Annotated in this window: 22 protein-coding genes; 1 reads left to right on the top strand and 21 read right to left on the bottom strand. The window is 63.4% G+C overall.

What is annotated here, in order from left to right; all coding sequences use genetic code 11:
* Positions 1 to 68: 68 nt before the first annotated feature.
* The 10 genes from nuoF to E4662_RS10240 form a co-directional block, all read right to left on the bottom strand.
* Positions 69 to 1367 (bottom strand): NADH-quinone oxidoreductase subunit NuoF, encoded by a 1299-nt coding sequence (gene nuoF, locus E4662_RS10285; protein WP_136441445.1) that lies wholly within the window; start codon positions 1365 to 1367, stop codon positions 69 to 71.
* A gap of 6 nt (positions 1368 to 1373) precedes the next feature.
* Positions 1374 to 1595: a DUF5337 domain-containing protein gene (locus E4662_RS10280; protein ID WP_136441444.1), complete on the bottom strand. Its 222-nt coding sequence runs from the start codon at positions 1593 to 1595 to the stop codon at positions 1374 to 1376.
* A gap of 12 nt (positions 1596 to 1607) precedes the next feature.
* Positions 1608 to 2222 (bottom strand): hypothetical protein, encoded by a 615-nt coding sequence (locus tag E4662_RS10275; RefSeq protein ID WP_136441443.1) that lies wholly within the window; start codon positions 2220 to 2222, stop codon positions 1608 to 1610.
* A gap of 215 nt (positions 2223 to 2437) precedes the next feature.
* Positions 2438 to 3526, bottom strand: a complete 1089-nt coding sequence (locus E4662_RS24225; protein ID WP_206080284.1) for a hypothetical protein — start codon at positions 3524 to 3526, stop codon at positions 2438 to 2440.
* A 34-nt stretch (positions 3527 to 3560) separates the two neighbouring features.
* Entirely contained in the window at positions 3561 to 4691 is a 1131-nt protein-coding gene (locus E4662_RS10265; protein WP_136441442.1) for an NADH-quinone oxidoreductase subunit E, read from the bottom strand.
* 59 nt (positions 4692 to 4750) lie between these two features.
* Complete coding sequence (locus tag E4662_RS10260) at positions 4751 to 5056, bottom strand: hypothetical protein (RefSeq protein ID WP_136441441.1); 306 nt, start codon at positions 5054 to 5056, stop codon at positions 4751 to 4753.
* 50 nt (positions 5057 to 5106) lie between these two features.
* Positions 5107 to 6327 carry an NADH-quinone oxidoreductase subunit D gene (locus tag E4662_RS10255; protein ID WP_206080286.1) on the bottom strand — a complete coding sequence of 407 codons (1221 nt, stop codon included), beginning with the start codon at positions 6325 to 6327 and terminating at the stop codon, positions 5107 to 5109.
* A gap of 266 nt (positions 6328 to 6593) precedes the next feature.
* A complete protein-coding gene (locus tag E4662_RS10250) occupies positions 6594 to 7190 on the bottom strand; it encodes an NADH-quinone oxidoreductase subunit C (RefSeq protein WP_136441439.1) in 597 nt (198 codons plus the stop codon).
* Positions 7187 to 7711, bottom strand: coding sequence for a NuoB/complex I 20 kDa subunit family protein (locus E4662_RS10245; protein ID WP_136441674.1), 525 nt, complete (start codon positions 7709 to 7711; stop codon positions 7187 to 7189). Before E4662_RS10245 ends, E4662_RS10250 begins: the two co-directional genes overlap by 4 nt.
* Positions 7711 to 8076, bottom strand: a complete 366-nt coding sequence (locus tag E4662_RS10240; RefSeq protein WP_136441438.1) for an NADH-quinone oxidoreductase subunit A — start codon at positions 8074 to 8076, stop codon at positions 7711 to 7713. The genes E4662_RS10245 and E4662_RS10240 overlap by 1 nt, the downstream gene beginning before the upstream one ends.
* A 319-nt stretch (positions 8077 to 8395) precedes the next feature.
* Here E4662_RS10240 and E4662_RS10235 point away from each other — a divergent pair, with 319 nt between their 5' ends.
* A complete protein-coding gene (locus tag E4662_RS10235; protein WP_168797952.1) occupies positions 8396 to 9355 on the top strand; it encodes a hypothetical protein in 960 nt (319 codons plus the stop codon).
* Positions 9356 to 9367: 12 nt separating this feature from the next.
* Here the strand turns inward: E4662_RS10235 and E4662_RS10230 are convergent, their stop codons facing one another.
* Genes E4662_RS10230 through E4662_RS10180 form a run of 11 tightly spaced genes read right to left on the bottom strand, consistent with a single transcriptional unit; the run spans position 9368 to position 18857 of the window.
* On the bottom strand, positions 9368 to 9751 hold the full coding sequence (locus E4662_RS10230; RefSeq protein WP_136441436.1) for a hypothetical protein: 384 nt from the start codon (positions 9749 to 9751) through the stop codon (positions 9368 to 9370).
* A 35-nt stretch (positions 9752 to 9786) separates the two neighbouring features.
* A complete protein-coding gene (locus E4662_RS10225) occupies positions 9787 to 10308 on the bottom strand; it encodes a P-loop nucleotide/nucleoside kinase family protein (RefSeq protein ID WP_136441435.1) in 522 nt (173 codons plus the stop codon).
* Entirely contained in the window at positions 10305 to 11156 is an 852-nt protein-coding gene (locus tag E4662_RS10220; protein ID WP_136441434.1) for a hydroxymethylglutaryl-CoA lyase, read from the bottom strand. The genes E4662_RS10225 and E4662_RS10220 overlap by 4 nt, the downstream gene beginning before the upstream one ends.
* A gap of 41 nt (positions 11157 to 11197) precedes the next feature.
* Positions 11198 to 11863 carry a glutathione S-transferase family protein gene (locus tag E4662_RS10215; RefSeq protein WP_136441433.1) on the bottom strand — a complete coding sequence of 222 codons (666 nt, stop codon included), beginning with the start codon at positions 11861 to 11863 and terminating at the stop codon, positions 11198 to 11200.
* Between the two features lie 17 nt (positions 11864 to 11880).
* The gene (locus E4662_RS10210) at positions 11881 to 13824 is read right to left on the bottom strand and encodes an acetyl-CoA carboxylase biotin carboxylase subunit (RefSeq protein WP_136441673.1); all 1944 of its coding nucleotides are present in this window, start codon (positions 13822 to 13824) and stop codon (positions 11881 to 11883) included.
* Between the two features lie 20 nt (positions 13825 to 13844).
* Positions 13845 to 14267 (bottom strand): ASCH domain-containing protein, encoded by a 423-nt coding sequence (locus tag E4662_RS10205; RefSeq protein ID WP_136441432.1) that lies wholly within the window; start codon positions 14265 to 14267, stop codon positions 13845 to 13847.
* 4 nt (positions 14268 to 14271) lie between these two features.
* A complete protein-coding gene (locus tag E4662_RS10200; RefSeq protein WP_136441431.1) occupies positions 14272 to 15873 on the bottom strand; it encodes a carboxyl transferase domain-containing protein in 1602 nt (533 codons plus the stop codon).
* Positions 15874 to 15923: 50 nt separating this feature from the next.
* A complete protein-coding gene (locus E4662_RS10195) occupies positions 15924 to 16511 on the bottom strand; it encodes a hypothetical protein (RefSeq protein WP_136441430.1) in 588 nt (195 codons plus the stop codon).
* Positions 16508 to 18055, bottom strand: a complete 1548-nt coding sequence (locus tag E4662_RS10190; RefSeq protein WP_136441429.1) for an AMP-binding protein — start codon at positions 18053 to 18055, stop codon at positions 16508 to 16510. Before E4662_RS10190 ends, E4662_RS10195 begins: the two co-directional genes overlap by 4 nt.
* A complete protein-coding gene (locus E4662_RS10185) occupies positions 18055 to 18543 on the bottom strand; it encodes a lysozyme inhibitor LprI family protein (protein ID WP_136441428.1) in 489 nt (162 codons plus the stop codon). Before E4662_RS10185 ends, E4662_RS10190 begins: the two co-directional genes overlap by 1 nt.
* On the bottom strand, positions 18540 to 18857 hold the full coding sequence (locus E4662_RS10180; RefSeq protein WP_136441427.1) for a hypothetical protein: 318 nt from the start codon (positions 18855 to 18857) through the stop codon (positions 18540 to 18542). Before E4662_RS10180 ends, E4662_RS10185 begins: the two co-directional genes overlap by 4 nt.
* Positions 18858 to 18859: the final 2 nt, after the last annotated feature.

Below are 18859 nucleotides of genomic sequence, written 5' to 3'. Positions count from 1 at the left end.
GAAAGAAGCGAGCCACCGCAACACCCGCCTTGAACAACCGAGCAAGGACGGGTCAGCGCGCCGTTGCATCACTCCGCCGCAACAGCACTCATCTTGCCGGATTTCTGCGCCTTGATCCGATCTTCGATCTCGTCGCGGAAGTTGCGGATCAGGCCCTGGATCGGCCAGGCCGCCGCATCGCCAAGCGCGCAGATGGTGTGGCCTTCGACCTGCTTGGTCACATCCCACAGCATGTCGATCTCTTCCTCGTCGGCCTCGCCTTTCACCAGACGATCCATGACGCGCATCATCCAGCCGGTGCCTTCGCGGCAAGGCGTGCACTGGCCGCAGCTTTCGTGTTTGTAGAACTTGGACAGACGCCAGATCGCCTTGATGATGTCGGTCGACTGATCCATCACGATCACCGCCGCCGTGCCAAGGCCAGAGCCCAGCTCGCCGCGCAGATAATCAAAATCCATGATCGCATCGCGCATGTTCTCGCCGCGCACGCACGGCACGGACGATCCACCGGGGATCACGGCCTTCAGATTGTCCCAGCCGCCGCGAATACCGCCACAGTGCTTTTCGATCAGTTCTTCAAAGCTGATCGACATGGCCTCTTCGACTACGCAGGGGTTGTTCACATGGCCCGAGATCGCAAACAGCTTCGTGCCCGCGTTGTTCTGACGGCCAAAGCCCGCGAACCACTCGGGGCCGCGCCGCAGGATTGTCGGAACAACAGCGATGGATTCGACGTTGTTCACCGTGGTCGGGCAGCCATAAAGACCCGCGCCCGCCGGGAACGGCGGCTTCATGCGCGGCATGCCTTTCTTGCCTTCGAGGCTTTCGATCAGCGCGGTCTCTTCACCGCAGATATACGCGCCCGCGCCGTGGTGCAGGTACAAGTCAAAGTCCCAGCCGGACCCGGCGGCGTTCTTGCCCAGCAGTCCTGCGTCATAAGCCTCGTCAATCGCCGCCTGAAGCGCCTCTTTCTCGCGGATGTATTCGCCGCGAATGTAGATGTAACAGGCGTTCGCCTGCATGGCGAAACTGGCGATCAGGCAGCCTTCGATCAGCGTGTGCGGATCGTTGCGCATGATCTCGCGGTCCTTGCAGGTGCCCGGCTCGGATTCGTCGGCATTCACAACAAGATAGCTCGGGCGACCATCGGATTCCTTGGGCATGAAAGACCACTTCAGCCCGGTCGGGAAGCCCGCGCCGCCCCGGCCCCGCAGGCCCGAGGCCTTCATCTGGTCGATGATCCAGTCCCGGCCGTTCTGGATGATCTTGGCGGTGCCGTCCCAATGCCCGCGCTTCTTTGCGCCATCAAGCGTGCGGTCATGCATCCCATAAAGATTGGTAAAGATGCGATCCTGATCCTGAAGCATGGTCTTTTAGTCCTGTTGCTGCTGGCGCGCGCGCCAGAGTCCGAAAATCATCCAGATGGCCCACCCGAACGCGGCAATCGCTGCAAGGTCAAACAGCGCAAGCGTGCGAGCGGTCCATCCCATCGCCGCGCCAAGCGCGTTGATGGCAATCCAGGCGACACCGGTCCCGGCAATCAGAAGCGCGATTCTGCGCCCTGTTTTCTGCTGATCCGGTGTCGCCTTTGTCATCTTGTCTGCCCGTTAGCCTTTCGCTGCCGTCTTGGCGGGCGCTGCCGCCTTGACCGGCTTGGCCTCGGCGGCCTTGGGCTTGGCCGCTGCGCTCTTGGGCGCGGGCTTGGCCTTTTCAACAGCCGGAGCTGCAGCCGCCTTGGGCGCTGCGGGGGCCGGTTTTGCAGCGGGCTTCGGCGCGGCTTTGACTGCGGGCTTTTCAGCGGCAGGTTTCGGCGCGGCCTTCATAGCGGCGGCCTTGCGCGCCGGTGCCTTACGTGCGGCCGGAGCTGCCTTGGCCGGGGCTGTGGGCTTCGCCGGTGCCGGCTCAACAGCGGCCGGTTTCACGGCCTTGACAGGGGCAGCTTTGGCCGGGGCCGCCTTGGCGACCGGCTTCGTCCGGGCGGCGCGCTGCGGTGCGGGCTTCGCCTTGGCTTTCGGCGCGGCTTTCGCCTTCGGGGCCGGTTTGGCAACCGGGGCCACCGGAACGGACCCGCGCATGGTTTTCGCCATGCTCAGCGGCATATCCAGCGCCGCCTGTGTCACGGCATAATTCATTTCGATCATCAGCTCGGCCTGCTTGGCCCACATTTCGATCATCGCGCCATAGGCAGGCGCCATTGCATTGGCAATCTTGGAGGTCTTCATGGTCACGTCTTCGTTCCCGTCACTGGTTCAAACGCAGGGGATCCGCGTTCTTCGCTGGCCCCGCTCCTCCCAGGCGAGACTACAAGTTGAGGCCTCGCACACACGCAAGAGCGGTGCAAGGCCTCCCGTCGTCGCAGGGCTCAGGCACGCGCGCCCTGCCCCGTCCATTTTAGACGCCGGACCTTTCGGTTTTCTTCCGAAAGGCCGCTGCGGCGTCAGTATACTTTGCCATCCTCGACGCGCTGCGAGAACTCCGTCTCGCCGCCCGAGGCCAGAATCTTGGCCTGTCCAACCCAGTCGTCGCGGGTCGCGCGGCCCTTGAACCCGGCAAGGTTCGAGTCGATCCACGCAAGCTCATCCTTGCTCCAGGCGGCAATCTGATCGAAGTGATAGATACCGAGGCTGTTGCACAGCTGCTCCAGCTTCGGTCCAACCCCTTTGATTTCTTTCAGGTTATCCGCGCCGCCGTCGCGCGGGCCGTCGAGCATCGCGGGTTTGCTGCCCTCATCGGTGCCCTCGATCACGCCGTCGCCGTCCCGATCAACCTTGTCTTCGGAAGCTCCCGAAGGTGCCGGATCGCCGCCGTCGTAGCGCCATGTGCCCTTGCGCGCGGCAAGATCGTCTTGCCCGGCCAGAGGTTTGGACGGCTTGATCACGCCCACGCCGTCACCACCGGACGCAGCCACGCCAGTCTCTGCCTCCGAAGCCGCGCTCTGCGCAGGCGCTTCTGCCGCAGCGGGTGCACTCGCCTCAGCAGCTTCCGAATCCGCGTCATCAGAGCCAGCCGCTTCGCCGACTTCCGCGTCGCCTTCGTATTTCCATTCACCTTTGCGCGCCGCGAGATCTTCTTCACCTGCGAGCGGCTGGGACGGCTTCACAGCTGCATCATCCTCGTCGGACGTGTCCGCTGCCGCGTCGGCACTCTCAGCCGCACTTGCCGCATCTGCCTCAGAGCTGCTTGCAGTATCCGAAGCAGCCTCCTCCGCTGCCTCTGCCGCACGCGCTGCGCTTGTGGTCGGTGCCGCAGACGCTGCACCGGCCGCCCCGGCTACTGCTGCGCCCGTAGCCGCCGCTGTTGCCGTGCCAGCACCAGAGGCGGCTTCACTGGCTTCCGACTCCGAACCCGATTTGCAGAAGAGCCAGTTGAAGAGCAGACCCAAAAGGCCAAAGACCAGAAGCCCCAAAATCAGCGAGGCAAAAAAGCCCCGCCCTGCCACTGCCATGTTCAGCAGGAAACTCAGGGCACCCAACGCCCCGGCCACCGACCAACATTTCATTGTACAGCTTCCGTTCAGATCACTCATTGGATCACTCCCCTGTCCCGAGCAATGGGACGCCTTACTCGTAGACATCCCCTTTCTTAACGCGGCTAGAAAACTCGGTTTCTCCCCCCGATGCCAGCGTTTTTGCCTGGGAAACCCACGCGTCGCGCGTCACGCGGCCCTTGAAGCCTTCCAAATTTGCATCAACCCAGGCCACTTCGTCCTCGGTCCAGGCGGCGATCTGATCAAAGTGATAAAAGCCCAATGCGTTGCAGAGCTTCTCAAGCTTCGGACCTATGCCTTTGATTCTCTTGAGATCATCCGCCTCGCCCCCCTTCGGCGCGTCCAGCGCTTCGGGTTTGGTGCCCACGTTTTCGCCATCGCTTTCGGGCTTGGCTTGCGGCGCCGGTTTCAGGGCTTCTGCTGCTTTGGTCTTAGACGGCGCGGGCGCGGCGGGTTTGGCCCCTTCTGCGGGCTCTCCGGCGGTGGTTTTCTCCGATGCGTTGCCCCATGGCGCGCGCAGCGGCACCTCGGTGCCGTCGATCCGCTTGACCGTATCGCCAATGTCATCGGCCAGCTGCGCCGAGGCATTCAGCTTGATCGAAGCGTTCACATATTCGGTCAGCGAGGTGATGCCGCTCTTCGGCTCGGAGGCAAACCGACCGTTTTGCGGACCAACCTGCGGCACCTCACCCTTGCCAAGCCGCGTCAGCAGATCGCGCAGACTGTCCTCTGTGAGGTCTTCGTAATAATCCTTGCCGATCTGGGCCATCGGCGCGTTGGTGCAGGCCCCGAGGCACTCCACCTCTTCCCATGAAAACTTGCCGTCTTCGCTGACCTGATGGGCTTTCGGTGCGATCATGTCTTTGCAGACGGCAATCAGATCCTCGGCGCCGCAGATCATGCAGGAGGTCGTGCCACAGATCTGCACATGCGCGACAGAGCCAACCGGCTGCAGCTGGAACATGAAGTAGAAGGACGCCACCTCAAGCACCCGCATGTAGGGCATGCCCAGCATCTCGGCCACGCCTTCAATTGCCGGGCGCGTCAGCCAGCCTTCCTGTTCCTGCGCGCGCCAGAGCAGCGGAATGACCGCGCTCGCCTGACGACCGGCAGGATACTTTGTCATCTGCGCTTCCGCCCAGGCCAGATTGTCCGGCGTAAACGCAAAGCTTTCGGGTTGGTCTTGGTGCAAACGACGTAGCATCTGGCTCGGTCTCCGGAATGGCGCGGCGCCCGGACGCGGGCGGCGCGGTCTTTATAGGGTCAGGCTTCGGGCGCTGCTGCCACGGCCTGCGGCGCACAGCCACCAACCACGGAGCGCACACCGCCGTTTTCGATCGAAACGGCCTCTTCGCGCTGAACTTTGTATTGCGCCACCTGGATCAGCATCTCGCGCGGCATGCCGGTCTGCAGTTCCATGGGCAGGTAATGGTTTTCCGTCGACAGCTCGCAGCCGATGGACGCAAGTGCCGCGTCAAACGCCGCCAGATCCTCCGGGGTTGTCCCTTCGGGCGGCAGACAGGCGGCAAGCAGGGGCACAGCGCCCAAAGTCAAAACGATCTTCTTCATGTCAGAGGTCCCTCGTAAATCTGTCTGCTCACCGTTCTAACCATCGGCCTTCAGCGGTCAATCTCTCCGAACACCACGTCCATCGTGCCGATGATCGCCGCCACATCCGCCAACTGGTGGCCCTTGGAGACGTGATCCATCGCCTGCAGGTGAAGGAAACCGGGCGCGCGCAGCTTCGCGCGATACGGTTTGTTGGACCCGTCAGACACCAGGTAGACGCCAAACTCCCCCTTCGGCGCCTCGACAGCGGCGTAGATTTCACCCTCCGGCACCTTGAAGCCTTCGGTGTAGAGTTTGAAGTGGTGGATGAGTGCCTCCATGGAGGTCTTCATGTCTGAACGTTTCGGCGGCGTCAGCTTGCCCCGCGCCAGCACATCGCCCTGCCCTTCGGGCGCGCGCAGCTTGGCAATCGCCTGATGGATGATCGACACGGACTGGCGCATTTCTTCCATGCGGCACAGGTAGCGATCATAGCAGTCGCCGTTCTTGCCCACGGGGATCTGGAACTCGAACTCGTCATAGCACTCATAGGGCTGCGCGCGGCGCAGGTCCCATGCGAGGCCAGAGCCGCGCACCATGACGCCGGAGAAGCCCCACTCGTTGATCTCTTCTTCGCTCACCACGCCGATATCGCAGTTGCGCTGCTTGAAGATGCGATTTTCGGTCAGCAGCCCGTCGATGTCCGCCATGACTTTCGGGAATTCGTTGGCCCAGGTCTCGATGTCGTCGATCAGCGCATCGGGCAGATCCTGATGCACCCCGCCGGGGCGGAAATAGGCCGCGTGCAGACGCGCGCCGCAGGCACGCTCGTAGAAGACCATGAGCTTTTCGCGTTCTTCAAAACCCCAGAGCGGCGGCGTCAGCGCGCCCACGTCCATGGCCTGAGTGGTCACGTTCAGAAGGTGGTTCAGCACCCGGCCAATCTCGCAGAACAGCACGCGGATCAGGCTGGCGCGGCGCGGGATTTCGATGCCGCAGAGCTTTTCAATGGCCAGGCACCAGGCGTGTTCCTGGTTCATCGGGGCCACGTAATCGAGCCGGTCGAAATACGGCAGGTTCTGCAGGTAGGTCCGGCTCTCCATGAGCTTTTCCGTGCCCCGGTGCAGCAGGCCGATATGCGGGTCCGCGCGCTCGACGATCTCGCCGTCAAGCTCCAGAACCATCCGCAAAACCCCGTGCGCCGCAGGGTGTTGCGGGCCGAAGTTGATGTTGAAGTTGCGGATCTTCTGCTCGCCCGTCAGAGCGTCTTCGAAGCCTTTGGAGCCGTCCATCATTTATGCATCCTTCCTCAGAATGAGGTCGCGCGGTATTTTCGGAAGAGCAGGCGATGGCCATTCGATGTCTTCTTTAACACGGAAGACCAAACGCCAGTGCAGCAAGATCAGCGCACCCGGCGTAAGGAATGCCCACAAGCACCAGATTCCTGAGTAGTTCAATCGCTTGCGCCCAAACCAGATCGGAACCATCCACAACAAAGACACGCAGGCGTAAAGAGCCATGTCATAAAGCGTACCTTCAACCGGGAATCCCAATACTCTTACCTCTTCTCTTCGGTCTTCTCATCCCCGGGCAGCACATACTGCGCGCCTTCCCACGGGGACATGAAATCGAACTGGCGGTATTCCTGAACCAGCGAGACCGGCTCGTAGACCACCCGCTTTTGCTCTTCGTCGTAGCGCACCTCGGTGTAGCCCGTGGTCGGGAAGTCCTTGCGCAGCGGATGGCCGCGGAAGCCATAATCCGTCAGAATACGCCGCAGGTCCGGGTGGCCGGTGAAGATCACGCCGAACATGTCGAAGACTTCACGCTCGAACCAGTTGGCCGAAGGGTGGACCGATACGATCGACGGCAACATCTCGTCCTCACGGATCGAAGCGCGCAGCCGGATGCGCTGGTTCTGGTACATCGACAGGAAGTGATAAACCACGTCGAACCTCTTCGGGCGCTCCGGGTGATCAACGCCGGTGATGTCCACCAATGTCGTGAATTTGCAGGTCGAGTCGCGCTTGAGGAACTCCACCAGCCCGCGAATGTTGGCCGGGGCCACTTCCATGGTCAGCTCGCCATGGGCCACGGACCAGTCCAGAATGCAATCCGGGCGCTTCAGCGCGATATGTTCACCAAGTTCGTTCATCGCACCAGGGTCCCCGTTCTGCGGATCTTCTTCTGCAGCGCCATCACCCCGTAGAGCAGCGCCTCGGCCGTCGGCGGGCAGCCCGGCACGTAAACATCAACCGGAACAATCCGGTCACAGCCGCGCACAACGCTGTAGGAATAGTGATAATAGCCGCCGCCATTGGCGCAGGAGCCCATGGAGATCACGTAACGCGGCTCCGGCATCTGGTCGTACACCTTGCGCAGCGCCGGGGCCATTTTGTTGGTCAGCGTGCCGGCCACGATCATCAGATCAGACTGACGCGGAGAGGCGCGCGGCGCGGTGCCGAAACGCTCCATGTCGTAGCGCGGCATGGCGGTGTGCATCATTTCAACCGCGCAGCAGGCCAGACCAAAGGTCATCCAGTGCAGGGAGCCGGTGCGCGCCCAGTTGATGATGTCTTCTGTCGAGGTGAGCAGAAAACCTTTGTCCTGCAGCTCGCGGTTCAGGGTCTGGGTGGCGACTTCCTTGTCGGCGCCCGCCGTGTGCGCGCCCGTCATCACTCCCATTCCAGAGCCCCCTTCTTCCATTCATAGGCAAAGCCCGCCGTCAGCACGCCGAGGAACACCATCATCGACCAGAAGCCCACCATGCTCACATCCTTGAAGGCGACAGCCCAGGGAAAGAGAAAGGCAATTTCGAGATCGAAGATGATGAAGAGGATCGAGACGAGGTAGAATCGAACGTCGAACTTCATGCGCGCGTCGTCAAAGGCGTTGAACCCGCACTCGTAGGCGGAAACCTTTTCCGGGTCCGGGTTCCGGACGGCAAGGATGACAGCAGCGAGGATCAGGACAATGCCAAGTCCAATGGCAATGGCCAGAAACACGAGTATGGGAAGGTACTCCCGCAACATCTCTTCCACGAGGCGGCTCCTTCAGTGTGGCGTGCGCGACATGCGCGCGGCTTCGTATTCGATGTATCCCCGCCAGAGAGGGGCGTCAACAAGCCTAATCCACATTCAAAAGCGTGAAAGCGTTCACTTTTTCCACGCATTTCTCCTTTTTCCATCAATCGCATGGCCATAAACCGGGCCTGGGCGGCCAATGCACCGCGACAATATACATCACCGGATCTGAAAGAAGACCCGGACGCGGCGCCGCGCGGATCGGTTTAATCAAAAATTGTTAAATCCCCGATACCGTCTTCGATGTATTCATGGGTGCCGGAGGTGCCACGGGATTATGCGACGTTGGCTCGGTTGGGTTTGTTTTGTTTTGATGGCGTCCGGTGTTGCTGGCCAACCCGCGGATCTGGCCAGCTGCGAACTGCCATCCCCCGTCCAGAGCTTGCGACACATCCTGCACAGCAGCGTCGAAACCGGCCGGGTGCCGGATGACGCCGCGATGCGCGCCTTGGCCACCGCGCTGCGCGATATTCAGAGCCTCGACCAGATCGCGCCGGACCGCAGCCCACCCGGCCTGCCCTACTTGCGCGACGCTGCCACCTCGCTGCGCGACGAAGGCACAGCGCAGGCCTTGCGGCGCAGTGCAAGGCAGCTTGAAAAATTCGAAGCCGCGCTTGTTCCTTATTGTTCAAGAGGCAGCAAATACGCGGATGGCGCCGCACGGGACAGTCCCGGATTCTACCCGGCCTGGCTGGAGGCAATCGTGTCGCGGATCGTGTCGGAACCGCCGCCCCGCGACGTGGTCAAGCAAACCGTATCCCTGCTGGGTCTGGCGCTTGCGGCGATTGCGCTCCTGCTGCTCTTTTTCCGGGGGCAGGCCGTCTATCGCGCCTATCGCCTCAATCGAAAAAGCTGCCTGATTCCGGCGCGGCTGATGATCCACGACCGTGCCCTCATGGGTCATGTCACCATTCTGGGCCTCAAGGGGTTTCGCTTTGTCGCGGAGGATCCCGACGCCACACCAACCGTCCTGTTCCTCGCAAAGATGGGCGAAGCCTCGCTTTACGCAGGCGGGCTGATTTGCCCGTGCGCCTTGCATTTCGTGGATGAGGACGGCGTCATCGGCTTTTTCGAGGTCGGCTTGTCGCTCGCGCATCACAGCGCCTTGTTGAAGGCATCCACCCGCACGCCGGCGTTTGTCCCCTCGCGGCGCATTCCGCCGCGCAATATTCCGGTTGTCGCCTCGGAGCACGCACCCCGGCGCGCGTTTGACGACCCAAATCACAGGCCGCCCTGAGCCCTGCGGCCATCACCCCCAGGTCGTCAAGACCATCACGTAAAGCGCGAGCGCCAGCATCACCGTCATGATCGGCCCCCAGAGCGCCCGCTCTTGCCGGCTTTGCGTGATCCAGTTCAACACGAACCCCACGAAAGAGACGCCCGTCGCCGCCCAGCCGGTCCACCTTGGCCAATCGAGGCCGGGAAACCCGGCTGCGCTGACGATGGCCAACCCCTGGAAAATCAGGATGAGAATCGAGACCGCCGCCACGATCCGCCCCTTGAGCGGCAGCGCGCCTTCGACCTGCCCGCCTTGCGTGTAAACCCCAAGCGGCAGCCCGGCGATCAGGGCCACCTGAAAAAACACGATGGCCAGACAGCCGGTGGCGTAAAGATGTGCGATCTGGGTTGTCATACCTTTTGCCTTGCCCCTTTTGGCGGTTCCGCCGCTCAGACGGTCCAGCCCAAACGTGTCATCTCGCGCCGGATCTCGTGCACCGCGTCCTTTGCGGAGGCTCGGCTTGTATCAATCTGAAACGCATTTTGAAACGGCAGGTATTCCCGACCTTCCACCGCCGCCCAATCCGGCATGCCGGGGCTCGCAGCACGCTTGCGCCGGTCTTCGACCCTGCGGCGGTGCGCGCCCCGATCGCTACAGACGATTTCCACATCAAGATGCGGCGCACCGGTCCTTTGCGCGGGCACCTGCCAGGCCGCGCGCGTCAGGGCAATCGGGTTAACGCAGTCGGCCACCACGCAGAACCCTTGAGACAGCGCCGCCTCGGCCACCGCCTGCGCCGCCGCATAGCCGCCGTCAGCCATGTCATCGGTGCGCATGTGAGAACGCCGCATGGCGTCCTCGATGGCATCAATCCGCAGCCAGAGCGCGCCTGTCTCCTGCGCCAAGTCACGGGCAATCGTGCTCTTGCCCACCCCCGGCAGGCCGCAGAAACAGACGATCCAGGGGCTCACGCCCGCATCGCCTGCGCCATCATTGCCGCCCGGCTCAGGGTTTCGCGGTCGAGACCCGTCTCGAAGCCTTTGGACAGGACAAAGTCATGCACGGATTCGGTTGCCACATTGCCCGCCGCGCCCGGCGCGTAAGGACAGCCGCCCAGACCGCCCACCGCCGCATCAAAGACCCTCAGCCCCCGCTCAAGCGCCACGGCGATATTGTCCAGCGCCCGCCCGCTTGTGTCGTGAAAATGCCCTGCGAGCTTGGCGGCAGGCACCTCCTGCAAGACAACCTCCAACATGGCGTGCACTGCCTCGGGCGCGCCGCGTCCGATGGTGTCACCCAAGGAAATCTCATAGCACCCCATGTCTCGCAACGCGGCCACAACCCGCGCCACGTCTCCCGGCGGCACCGCGCCATCATAGGGACATTCGACCACGCAGGAGACATAGCCCCGCACCGGCAGACCCGCCGCTTTCGCCGCCTCGGCCACCGGGCGGAACCGCTCAAGGCTTTCGGCAACCGATGCGTTGATATTGGCCTTCGAGAACCCTTCAGAGGCGGAGCCAAAGATCGCCACCTCATCGGCCTTCGCGTCAAGAGCGCGCTCCAACCCTTTGATATTCGGCGTCAAAGCCGCATAGGACACCCCCGGCTTGCGGGTAATCCCCTCAAGAACCGCGCCGCTGTCGGCCATCTGCGGCACCCATTTAGGGCTTACAAAGCTGGCGCATTCGATCCGGCGAAACCCCGCCTCGCTCAGGCAGTCCACAAGCGCGATCTTGTCCGCCGTGGCAATCTCCTTCGCCTCGTTCTGAAGCCCGTCCCGCGGGCCAACCTCGAAGATTTCGACGACCTCAGACATGCTCCGCGCCCTTTTGCTTTCTCTCGGTCAAAGTACTCAACTCAAGCCTCCGGCACCGGATAAAAGTCCTGCGTGTAAAACCGCTGCGGCCCTTCCCGTTCAACCGCGCGCTGATAGGCTGGCCGCGCTTCGATGCGCGCCTTGTAGGCCTGCAACTTCGGGAACGGATCGAGATGCACGTAGAACGGCGCCGCAAATAGGTTGAAACCCATCATGATATCCGCCGCCGAAAACCCGCCGGGCAGCAAGTAGTCCCCTTCGAGCCGCGCTTCCATCCCGGCCAGCGTGCCTTTGAGCCGTGCCGCCAGCAATTTGAGCAACACCGGATCCTTCGTCGCAGGCGGCCGCAGGAAAAGATGGATCAGGTTGAGCGTTTCGATCAGGCTCGCCTGTGTCTCCGCATAATGGACCCATTGCAGATACGCGGCCCGCTCCGCATGCCCCGCCGCGCGCCCAAGCTCCGGCGCATGGACCTCGGTGAGATATTCGACAATGGCCCCGGATTCGGCCATCTCCAGCCCGTCATGTTCGATCGCCGGAATGCGGATCGCCGGAGAGACGCGGCGCAAATCGCCCTCGCGCATCTCCTTGGTCCCGATCCGGTGTTCCTCGATCTCCAGCCCGCCAAAGACATCCGGCCCGATCTCCTCGATCAGCCAGAGCACGCGGAACGAACGCCCGTATTGGACATGGTGCAGTTTGATCATGGCTCCCTCCCCTTTGATCAGGCGTCGTCGTTCAGGTCATCGAGACGGATCAGCGGCGCGCCCGCCTCCACCTGATCACCATCCGAGACAAGCACTTCGGCCACCGTGCCATCCAGCCCCGCGGTCAGCGTGTGCTCCATCTTCATCGCTTCCAGCACGGCCAGACGATCACCCGCGGCAACGCTTTGCCCGGCCTTAACAAAAACCGTCACAACCTTGCCCGGCATCGGCGCAAGCGTGATCCCGTCACCGCCCGCAGCCTCGCCCGCGCGGTCCAGCGGATCAACCACGTCAACCGGAATGCCGTAGTCCTGCAAAACCGTCATATGGCCGCCCGCCGCATGAACCTTCGGCCCCGGTGCGCCGTTGAGCCACCAGCGCCCGCCGCGATGAACGGCGCTGACCGCCTCACCCGCGACATCCACCTCTGCGCTGTCCGGCCCTGTCACCTGCACGCGGCAGGTCACCTCATCCGAGGAGCGCAGCACAATCGTGCGGTCCAGCGGCTGCCAAAGTGTGAAACCACGGTCAAACGCGCCCGGGTCTCCCAGACCCGCCGCCTCAAGCGCCGCTCCCGCCAGCACCTCGGGACTGACCACGGGCTGAACCGTCAGCGCATCAAGATCACGGGCAATCAGCCCGGTATCGACCTCTCCCGCGCCAAAGCCGCCATGTTCCGCCAGAGCCCCCAGAAACGCGAGGTTCGTAACCGTCCCGGCCACTTCCGTCTCCCGCAGCGCCCGCGCCAGTTTGCGCAAAGCCACCGCCCGCGTCGGCCCGTGCACCGTCAGCTTGGCGATCATCGGATCGTAATGCGGGCTGATGGTATCGCCCGAGCGCACGCCGCTGTCCGCGCGCACACCTTCGGGGAAAGCCAGGTGATCCAGCGTGCCCGTCGCGGGCAGGAACCCCGCTGGCACGTCCTCCGCATAAAGCCGCGCTTCGAACGCATGGCCGGTGATCGTCAGATCTTCCTGTGCCACCGGGAGTGGCTCTCCGGCTGCCACGCGGATCTGCCATTCGACCAGATCGACACCGGTGATCTCCTCCGTCACCGGATGTTCCACCTGCAAGCGCGTGTTCATTTCCATGAACCAGAAACCGTCCGGTTTCAGCCCGTCCGAGCCGTCCACGATGAACTCCACCGTACCCGCGCCCTTATAGCCAATCGCCTCGGCTGCCCGCACACCCGCCGCGCCCATGGCCGCGCGCATTTCCTCGGTCATGCCCGGCGCGGGCGCCTCTTCGATGACCTTCTGGTGACGGCGTTGCAACGAGCAATCGCGTTCAAACAGATGCACGGCGCGGGTGCCGTCGCCAAAGACCTGCACTTCGATATGGCGCGGCTGGCTGACGAACTTTTCGATCAAGACCACGTCATTGCCGAAGGCCGTGCGCGCCTCGGCTTTGGCCCGTTCCAGACCGTCGGCAAAATCCCCGGCCTGCTCCACAAGCCGCATACCCTTGCCGCCGCCGCCCGCAACCGCCTTGATCAGCACCGGATAGCCAATGGCCTCCGCCTCCCGCGCGAGCATCTCCGGGTCCTGATCAGTCCCGTGATACCCCGGCACCACGGGCACGCCCGCCTCCTGCATCAACGCCTTGGCCGCGTCCTTGAGACCCATCTTGCGGATCGCCGCCGCAGACGGCCCGACAAAGGTCAGCCCCGCTGCCTCAACCGCATCCACAAACTCCGGGTTTTCGGACAAGAAGCCATAGCCCGGATGGATCGCCTGCGCGCCCGTCTCCTGCGCCGCCGCGATGATCTTCTCACCGCGCAGGTAGCTCTCTGCCGGAGCCGCGCCGCCGATGCACACCGCGACATCTGCCATCTGCACATGTTTGGCCGCCGCATCCGCGTCCGAGTACACCGCCACCGTGCGCAGCCCCATGGCGCGCGCCGTCTCCATCACCCGGCAGGCAATCTCGCCCCGGTTGGCGATCAGAATCGTGTCAAACATGCCGTGCAAACCCTTATCAGTCATGCATAATCCTCCACCACGCGGAAGGTCTCGTACAAGATCCGCATGTCATCGCTCACGCCGCCATTGCGCGAGAAATACGCGCGATAGCCCTTCTGCCAGTGCGCCAGATCGCGAAACTCGCCCTGCGCTGCGACCTTCTCTTCGGTCATCTCATCAAAGCGCATCACCTCGACCGCGACCGTCTCGATCATCGCCGCGGGCGCGCCCTCCCAAGTCAGCGCAATGTCGCGCCGCCCCACTTCGGGCAGCGCGTCGCCTTCTTTCTCGAACGCCCGCATCGCCTCGACCGTGGCGGTCTTCTGCCCCGATCGCACCAACGCGAGGATCTCGTCACAGAGCGTCTTGCTGTCGCCAAACCGGAACGTCTCGGCCTGCGGGTTTTCGTCAACCAACTGTTGCAGTGTTTTTTTCTGGGTCATCGGATCACATCCGGAACACGCCGAAACGTGTCTCCTCTATCGGGGCATTCAGCGCCGCGCGCAGGCTGAGCGCGAGGACTGTTCGGGACTTGCGCGGGTCGATGCAGCCATCGTCCCAAAGCCGGGCAGAGGCGTACAGAGGATGCGACTGGCGTTCGAACATGTCGATGGTCGGCTGCTTGAACGCCGCTTCCTCATCTTCGGACCACGATCCGCCACCGCGCTCGATGGCGTCGCGTTTGACCGTGGCCAGAACCCCCGCCGCCTGCGCGCCGCCCATGACGGAAATGCGGCTGTTCGGCCACGTCCAGAGGAACCGCGGCTGATAAGCCCGGCCCGCCATTCCGTAGTTGCCCGCCCCGAACGAGCCGCCCACCAGCAGCGTGATCTTGGGCACGGAGGTCGAGGCGACGGCGGTCACCATCTTCGCCCCATGCCGCGCGATGCCTTCGTTCTCATACTTTCGGCCCACCATAAACCCGGTGATATTCTGCAGGAAAACCAGAGGGATACGCCGCTGCGAACAAAGCTCGATGAAATGCGCACCCTTCTGCGCGGCTTCTGAAAACAGCACGCCGTTGTTGGCGATGATGCCGCAGATCATGCCTTCCACATGGGCAAAGCCGCAAACCAGCGTCTCGCCAAAGCGCGCCTTGAACTCGTCAAACCGCGAGCCATCCACGATCCGTGCGATCACCTCGCGAATGTCGTAAGGCGTGCGCAGATCCGCAGGCACCGCGCCGAGGATTTCGCTCGGGTCATAAGCCGGTTGCTCGACAGCCTGTAGGCCGGGGCTCTGCCCCGGCACCCCCAGCGATGACACCGCGCGCCGCGCCAAAGCCAGCGCATGGGCGTCGTCTTCCGCCAAGTAGTCCGCCACACCGGAAAGCCGCGTGTGCACGTCGCCGCCGCCTAAGTCTTCGGCAGTCACAACCTCCCCCGTCGCCGCCTTCACCAGCGGCGGTCCGGCGAGGAAGATGGTCCCCTGTTCCTTTACGATGATCGACACATCCGACATGGCCGGCACATAGGCCCCGCCCGCCGTGCAGGATCCCATCACCACGGCAATCTGCGCAATCCCCTTCGCGCTCATCCGCGCCTGATTGTAGAAAATCCGGCCAAAATGGTCGCGGTCCGGGAACACCTCGTCCTGGTTGGGCAGGTTCGCGCCGCCGCTGTCCACAAGATAGATGCATGGAAGGTGGTTTTCCTCGGCAATCTCCTGCGCCCGCAGGTGTTTCTTCACCGACATCGGGTAATAGGTGCCGCCTTTCACCGTCGCGTCGTTGCAGACCACCATGACCTGCCGCCCTTCAACGGTGCCTACCCCGGCGATCACCCCCGCCGCGGGCGCAGCCCCGTCATAAAGCGCATGCGCCGCCGTAGCCCCGATCTCCAGAAACGGTGCGCCGGGATCAAGCAGGTTCGCCACCCGCTCGCGCGGCAGCATCTTGCCCCGCGCCACATGCCGCGCGCGGGATTTCTCACCGCCACCTTCAGCCGCAGCCGCAGCCGCCTCTTCGATCTCGCGCAGCGCCTCCAGATGTGCCGCCTGGTTGGCCTTGAAGGTCTCGGACCCCGTGATGACCTGCGATTGCAGTTTCATGTCGCCTTCCTCGTTCTACGTTCTTCCGGCGCCGCGCGCCCTGTCGTGTCTCAATTCTCGTCCGGTCTGGCCTGTGGCCGCACGGGCGGCGGCACCTTGGCCCAACCTGCTTCGATCGCGTCCGGCGCGGCGTTCAGAAACCGCGCCAATTGCCAGGCCAGAACCGCGTTCATCAGCCGCCGGTTCGCCTCGCGGGCCTCGCACCAGGCTGCCATGACATCGGTATCACCGCCGCAATCCGGCCCCGCGGATGTGCCCTGCGCCAGCGCCAGAACCAGCGGATACAAGTCATCCGACCATTGCCCGGCTCGCCCCTGAACCGCTCCCGGCTCCGGCAGAGTCGCCAAAATCCGCGCCCCCAGCGCATCCTGCTCTTCGGCAAAGGCATGCTGGCACGGCAATTTCTCTTCGGAGCGGTCGCAGGTCACAATCCCGACCGAGCCGCAAAACTCCGTCCCGCGCATATCGCCAATCTCGAAGGGCTGCGTTTCCGGCATATCCTGCACGCGCCGCAGCGCCCGCTCGTAACGTGCCACTTCCTTGTCCATGCAGGTGGCAAAACTCGGCAGCAACTCCGGCTCTTGCGCATGAAGCGCAAACCCGGTGCAGCCGCACAGGACAGAGAAAACCGCTCTCATCCCGCCACCTCCGCCATGGCCATGGCCTTCAAATCCTTGCGGATCACCTTGCCCGTCACCGTCATCGGCAAGGCTTCGAGAAAGGCAATCTCTCTTGGATAAGAATAACTTGCGAGCCGCTCTTTAACCCATGCCTGAAGATCCTCTGCCGCGCAGGTATGGCCCGGCTTCACCACGACATAGGCTTTCACCAGTTCCGTCCGAAGCGGGTCCGGCTTGCCCACAACCCCCACCGTTGCCACTGCCGGATGGGTCAGCAGGCAGTCTTCGATCTCTGCCGGGCCGATGCGGTAACCCGCCGAGGTGATCACATCATCCTCGCGCCCAACAAAGCGAATGAAACCCTCTTCGATCACACCGCGATCCCCGGTCAGCATCCAGTCGCCCCGGAACTTCTCATCAGTCTCAGCAGGCTTGTTCCAATACCCCAGCATCATCGACGCCGCCCCGCGCCGGACCGCGATATCGCCTTCGTCCCCCGTCTTCCGGCCCGCCGCGTCAATCACCGCAACGTCGAACCCCGGCACCGCCCTGCCGAGGCAGCCCGGTTTCGGGCTGAAGAGGTGCGCGCAGCTCGACGCAACCATGTTGCACTCGGTCTGGCCGTAAAATTCGTTGATCGTCACCCCGAGACTCTCCTGTCCCCAGGCCAGCATCTCCGCCCCCAAAGGCTCCCCGCCGGAGGCCACGCTGCGCAGCCCACTGATCCGCGCGCCCTCGGCTTTCAACATCCGCAGCGCGGTCGGCGGGAAAAATACGTTGCGCACGCCCGCCTCTGCAATGATCTGCTGGCAACTGGCCACGTCAAACCGCCCCATGCGCGCCGCCACCACTGGCACCCCAAGCGCCAGCCCGGGCATGAGCACATCGAACAGCCCGCCGATCCACGCCCAATCCGCAGGAGTCCAGAGCACATCGCCGGGCGCGCCCAGCAGATCATGACTGATCTCGACCCCCGGCAAATGCCCGGTCAAAACCCGATGCCCATGCAGCGCGCCTTTGGGGCTGCCGGTGGTGCCGCTGGTGTAGATCAGAACCGCCGGATCCTCCGGCCCGGTCTGGGCCGCGCCTGCCTCAGTGGCTTCAGGGAGGTCTTCCGCCCTCAAGGCCTTGACGTCCAGCCCGGACAGCATGCCCTCACCTTCCGCGTCGGTCACAATCACCTGCGCGCCGCTGTCGCCCACCCGCGAGGCCAAGGCGTCATGGCGGAACAGCTTGAACAAGGGCACGGAAATCGCCCCCATCCGCCACGCCGCGATATGCGCCGCTGCGCAGAGCGGCGATTGCGAGAGCAACACGCCAACCCGGTCGCCGTGCACCACACCCCGCGCCATCAGCGCCGCCTGCACGCGCAAGGACAACTCCCGCAGTGCGCCATAGTTCCAGTCGCGCCGCACCCCGTCGCTCAGATCAATCAGGGCAAGCCGCTCCGGCGCTCGCGCGGCCCAACCATCGCAGACCTGTTCCGCCATGTTCAGTCGCTCCGGAAGATCCCAGCGAAACCCGGCTTTCAAGGCCTCGTATGTCGCGCCCCGCTCCAGCATCACCGCGCCAAAAGAGCCGCCCGCAGATCCCGCACCTGCCGCGCGGTCTCATACATCAGACAAGACAGGGTCGCCGGCCCGCCGCCCGTACCGCCGCCCCACTGGCTGCGCTCATAGGCACATTTTGCATCGCGAAACGGGATCCACGCCCGCTGCATGGCGCGCAAAGCCTCTGCCTGAGACGGTGCATAGGCGCCGTTCTCCGCGTCCATCTGCTTCGAAAGCGCCATGACGTCCTTGTAGACGCGATTCAACTCCGCGTCCCACGCCGCCCGCTCCTGCTCATAGCAAAAGCCCATGCCCACGGTTGTGAACCCGGCGTCATCCCCCTCCATACACGCCAGCGCAGACGCCCCAACGCATTCGTCAAAGGTGCCTTCGGAGGCAAAGCATTCTTCGGTTGTGGCCATAGAGAAGGACAGGTCTTGTGCAAAGCCCAAGGCCGGAGCCGCACAGCTCATCGCCGCGATCAGCAGAAGTCTCTTCATGCGTCCACTCTCCCTTTCGATGCGCCGCCGCCCGGCGGTATGATCCCGACAAGCCCGCCAAAGCGGTTGACCTGATAGGTCCACGTGCGCCCCTCTCCCGTACAGCGCACCAAGAGCCAGACCGCCTCGCCCGGCTCGCCAAAGCAGTTCCAAGGCTCCAGCCCCTTGCCCTCACGGGTCACAAAACGCTGCGCGTAGGCTTCAATGGCCTGTGTTTCGTCCAGATTTGCCGCGATCCAGCCCAGCCGAAATGCCATCAGGCTCCCGACCAGAACGATCAATCCAAGCGGCAGAAACCAGAGCCATTTTGGCAAGC

The organism is Pacificoceanicola onchidii, from assembly GCF_004804335.1.
Taxonomy (GTDB): Bacteria; Pseudomonadota; Alphaproteobacteria; order Rhodobacterales; family Rhodobacteraceae; genus Pacificoceanicola; species Pacificoceanicola onchidii.
Note: the sequence above shows the minus strand (reverse complement) of the source record. Positions and strands in the feature narration are given on the sequence as shown.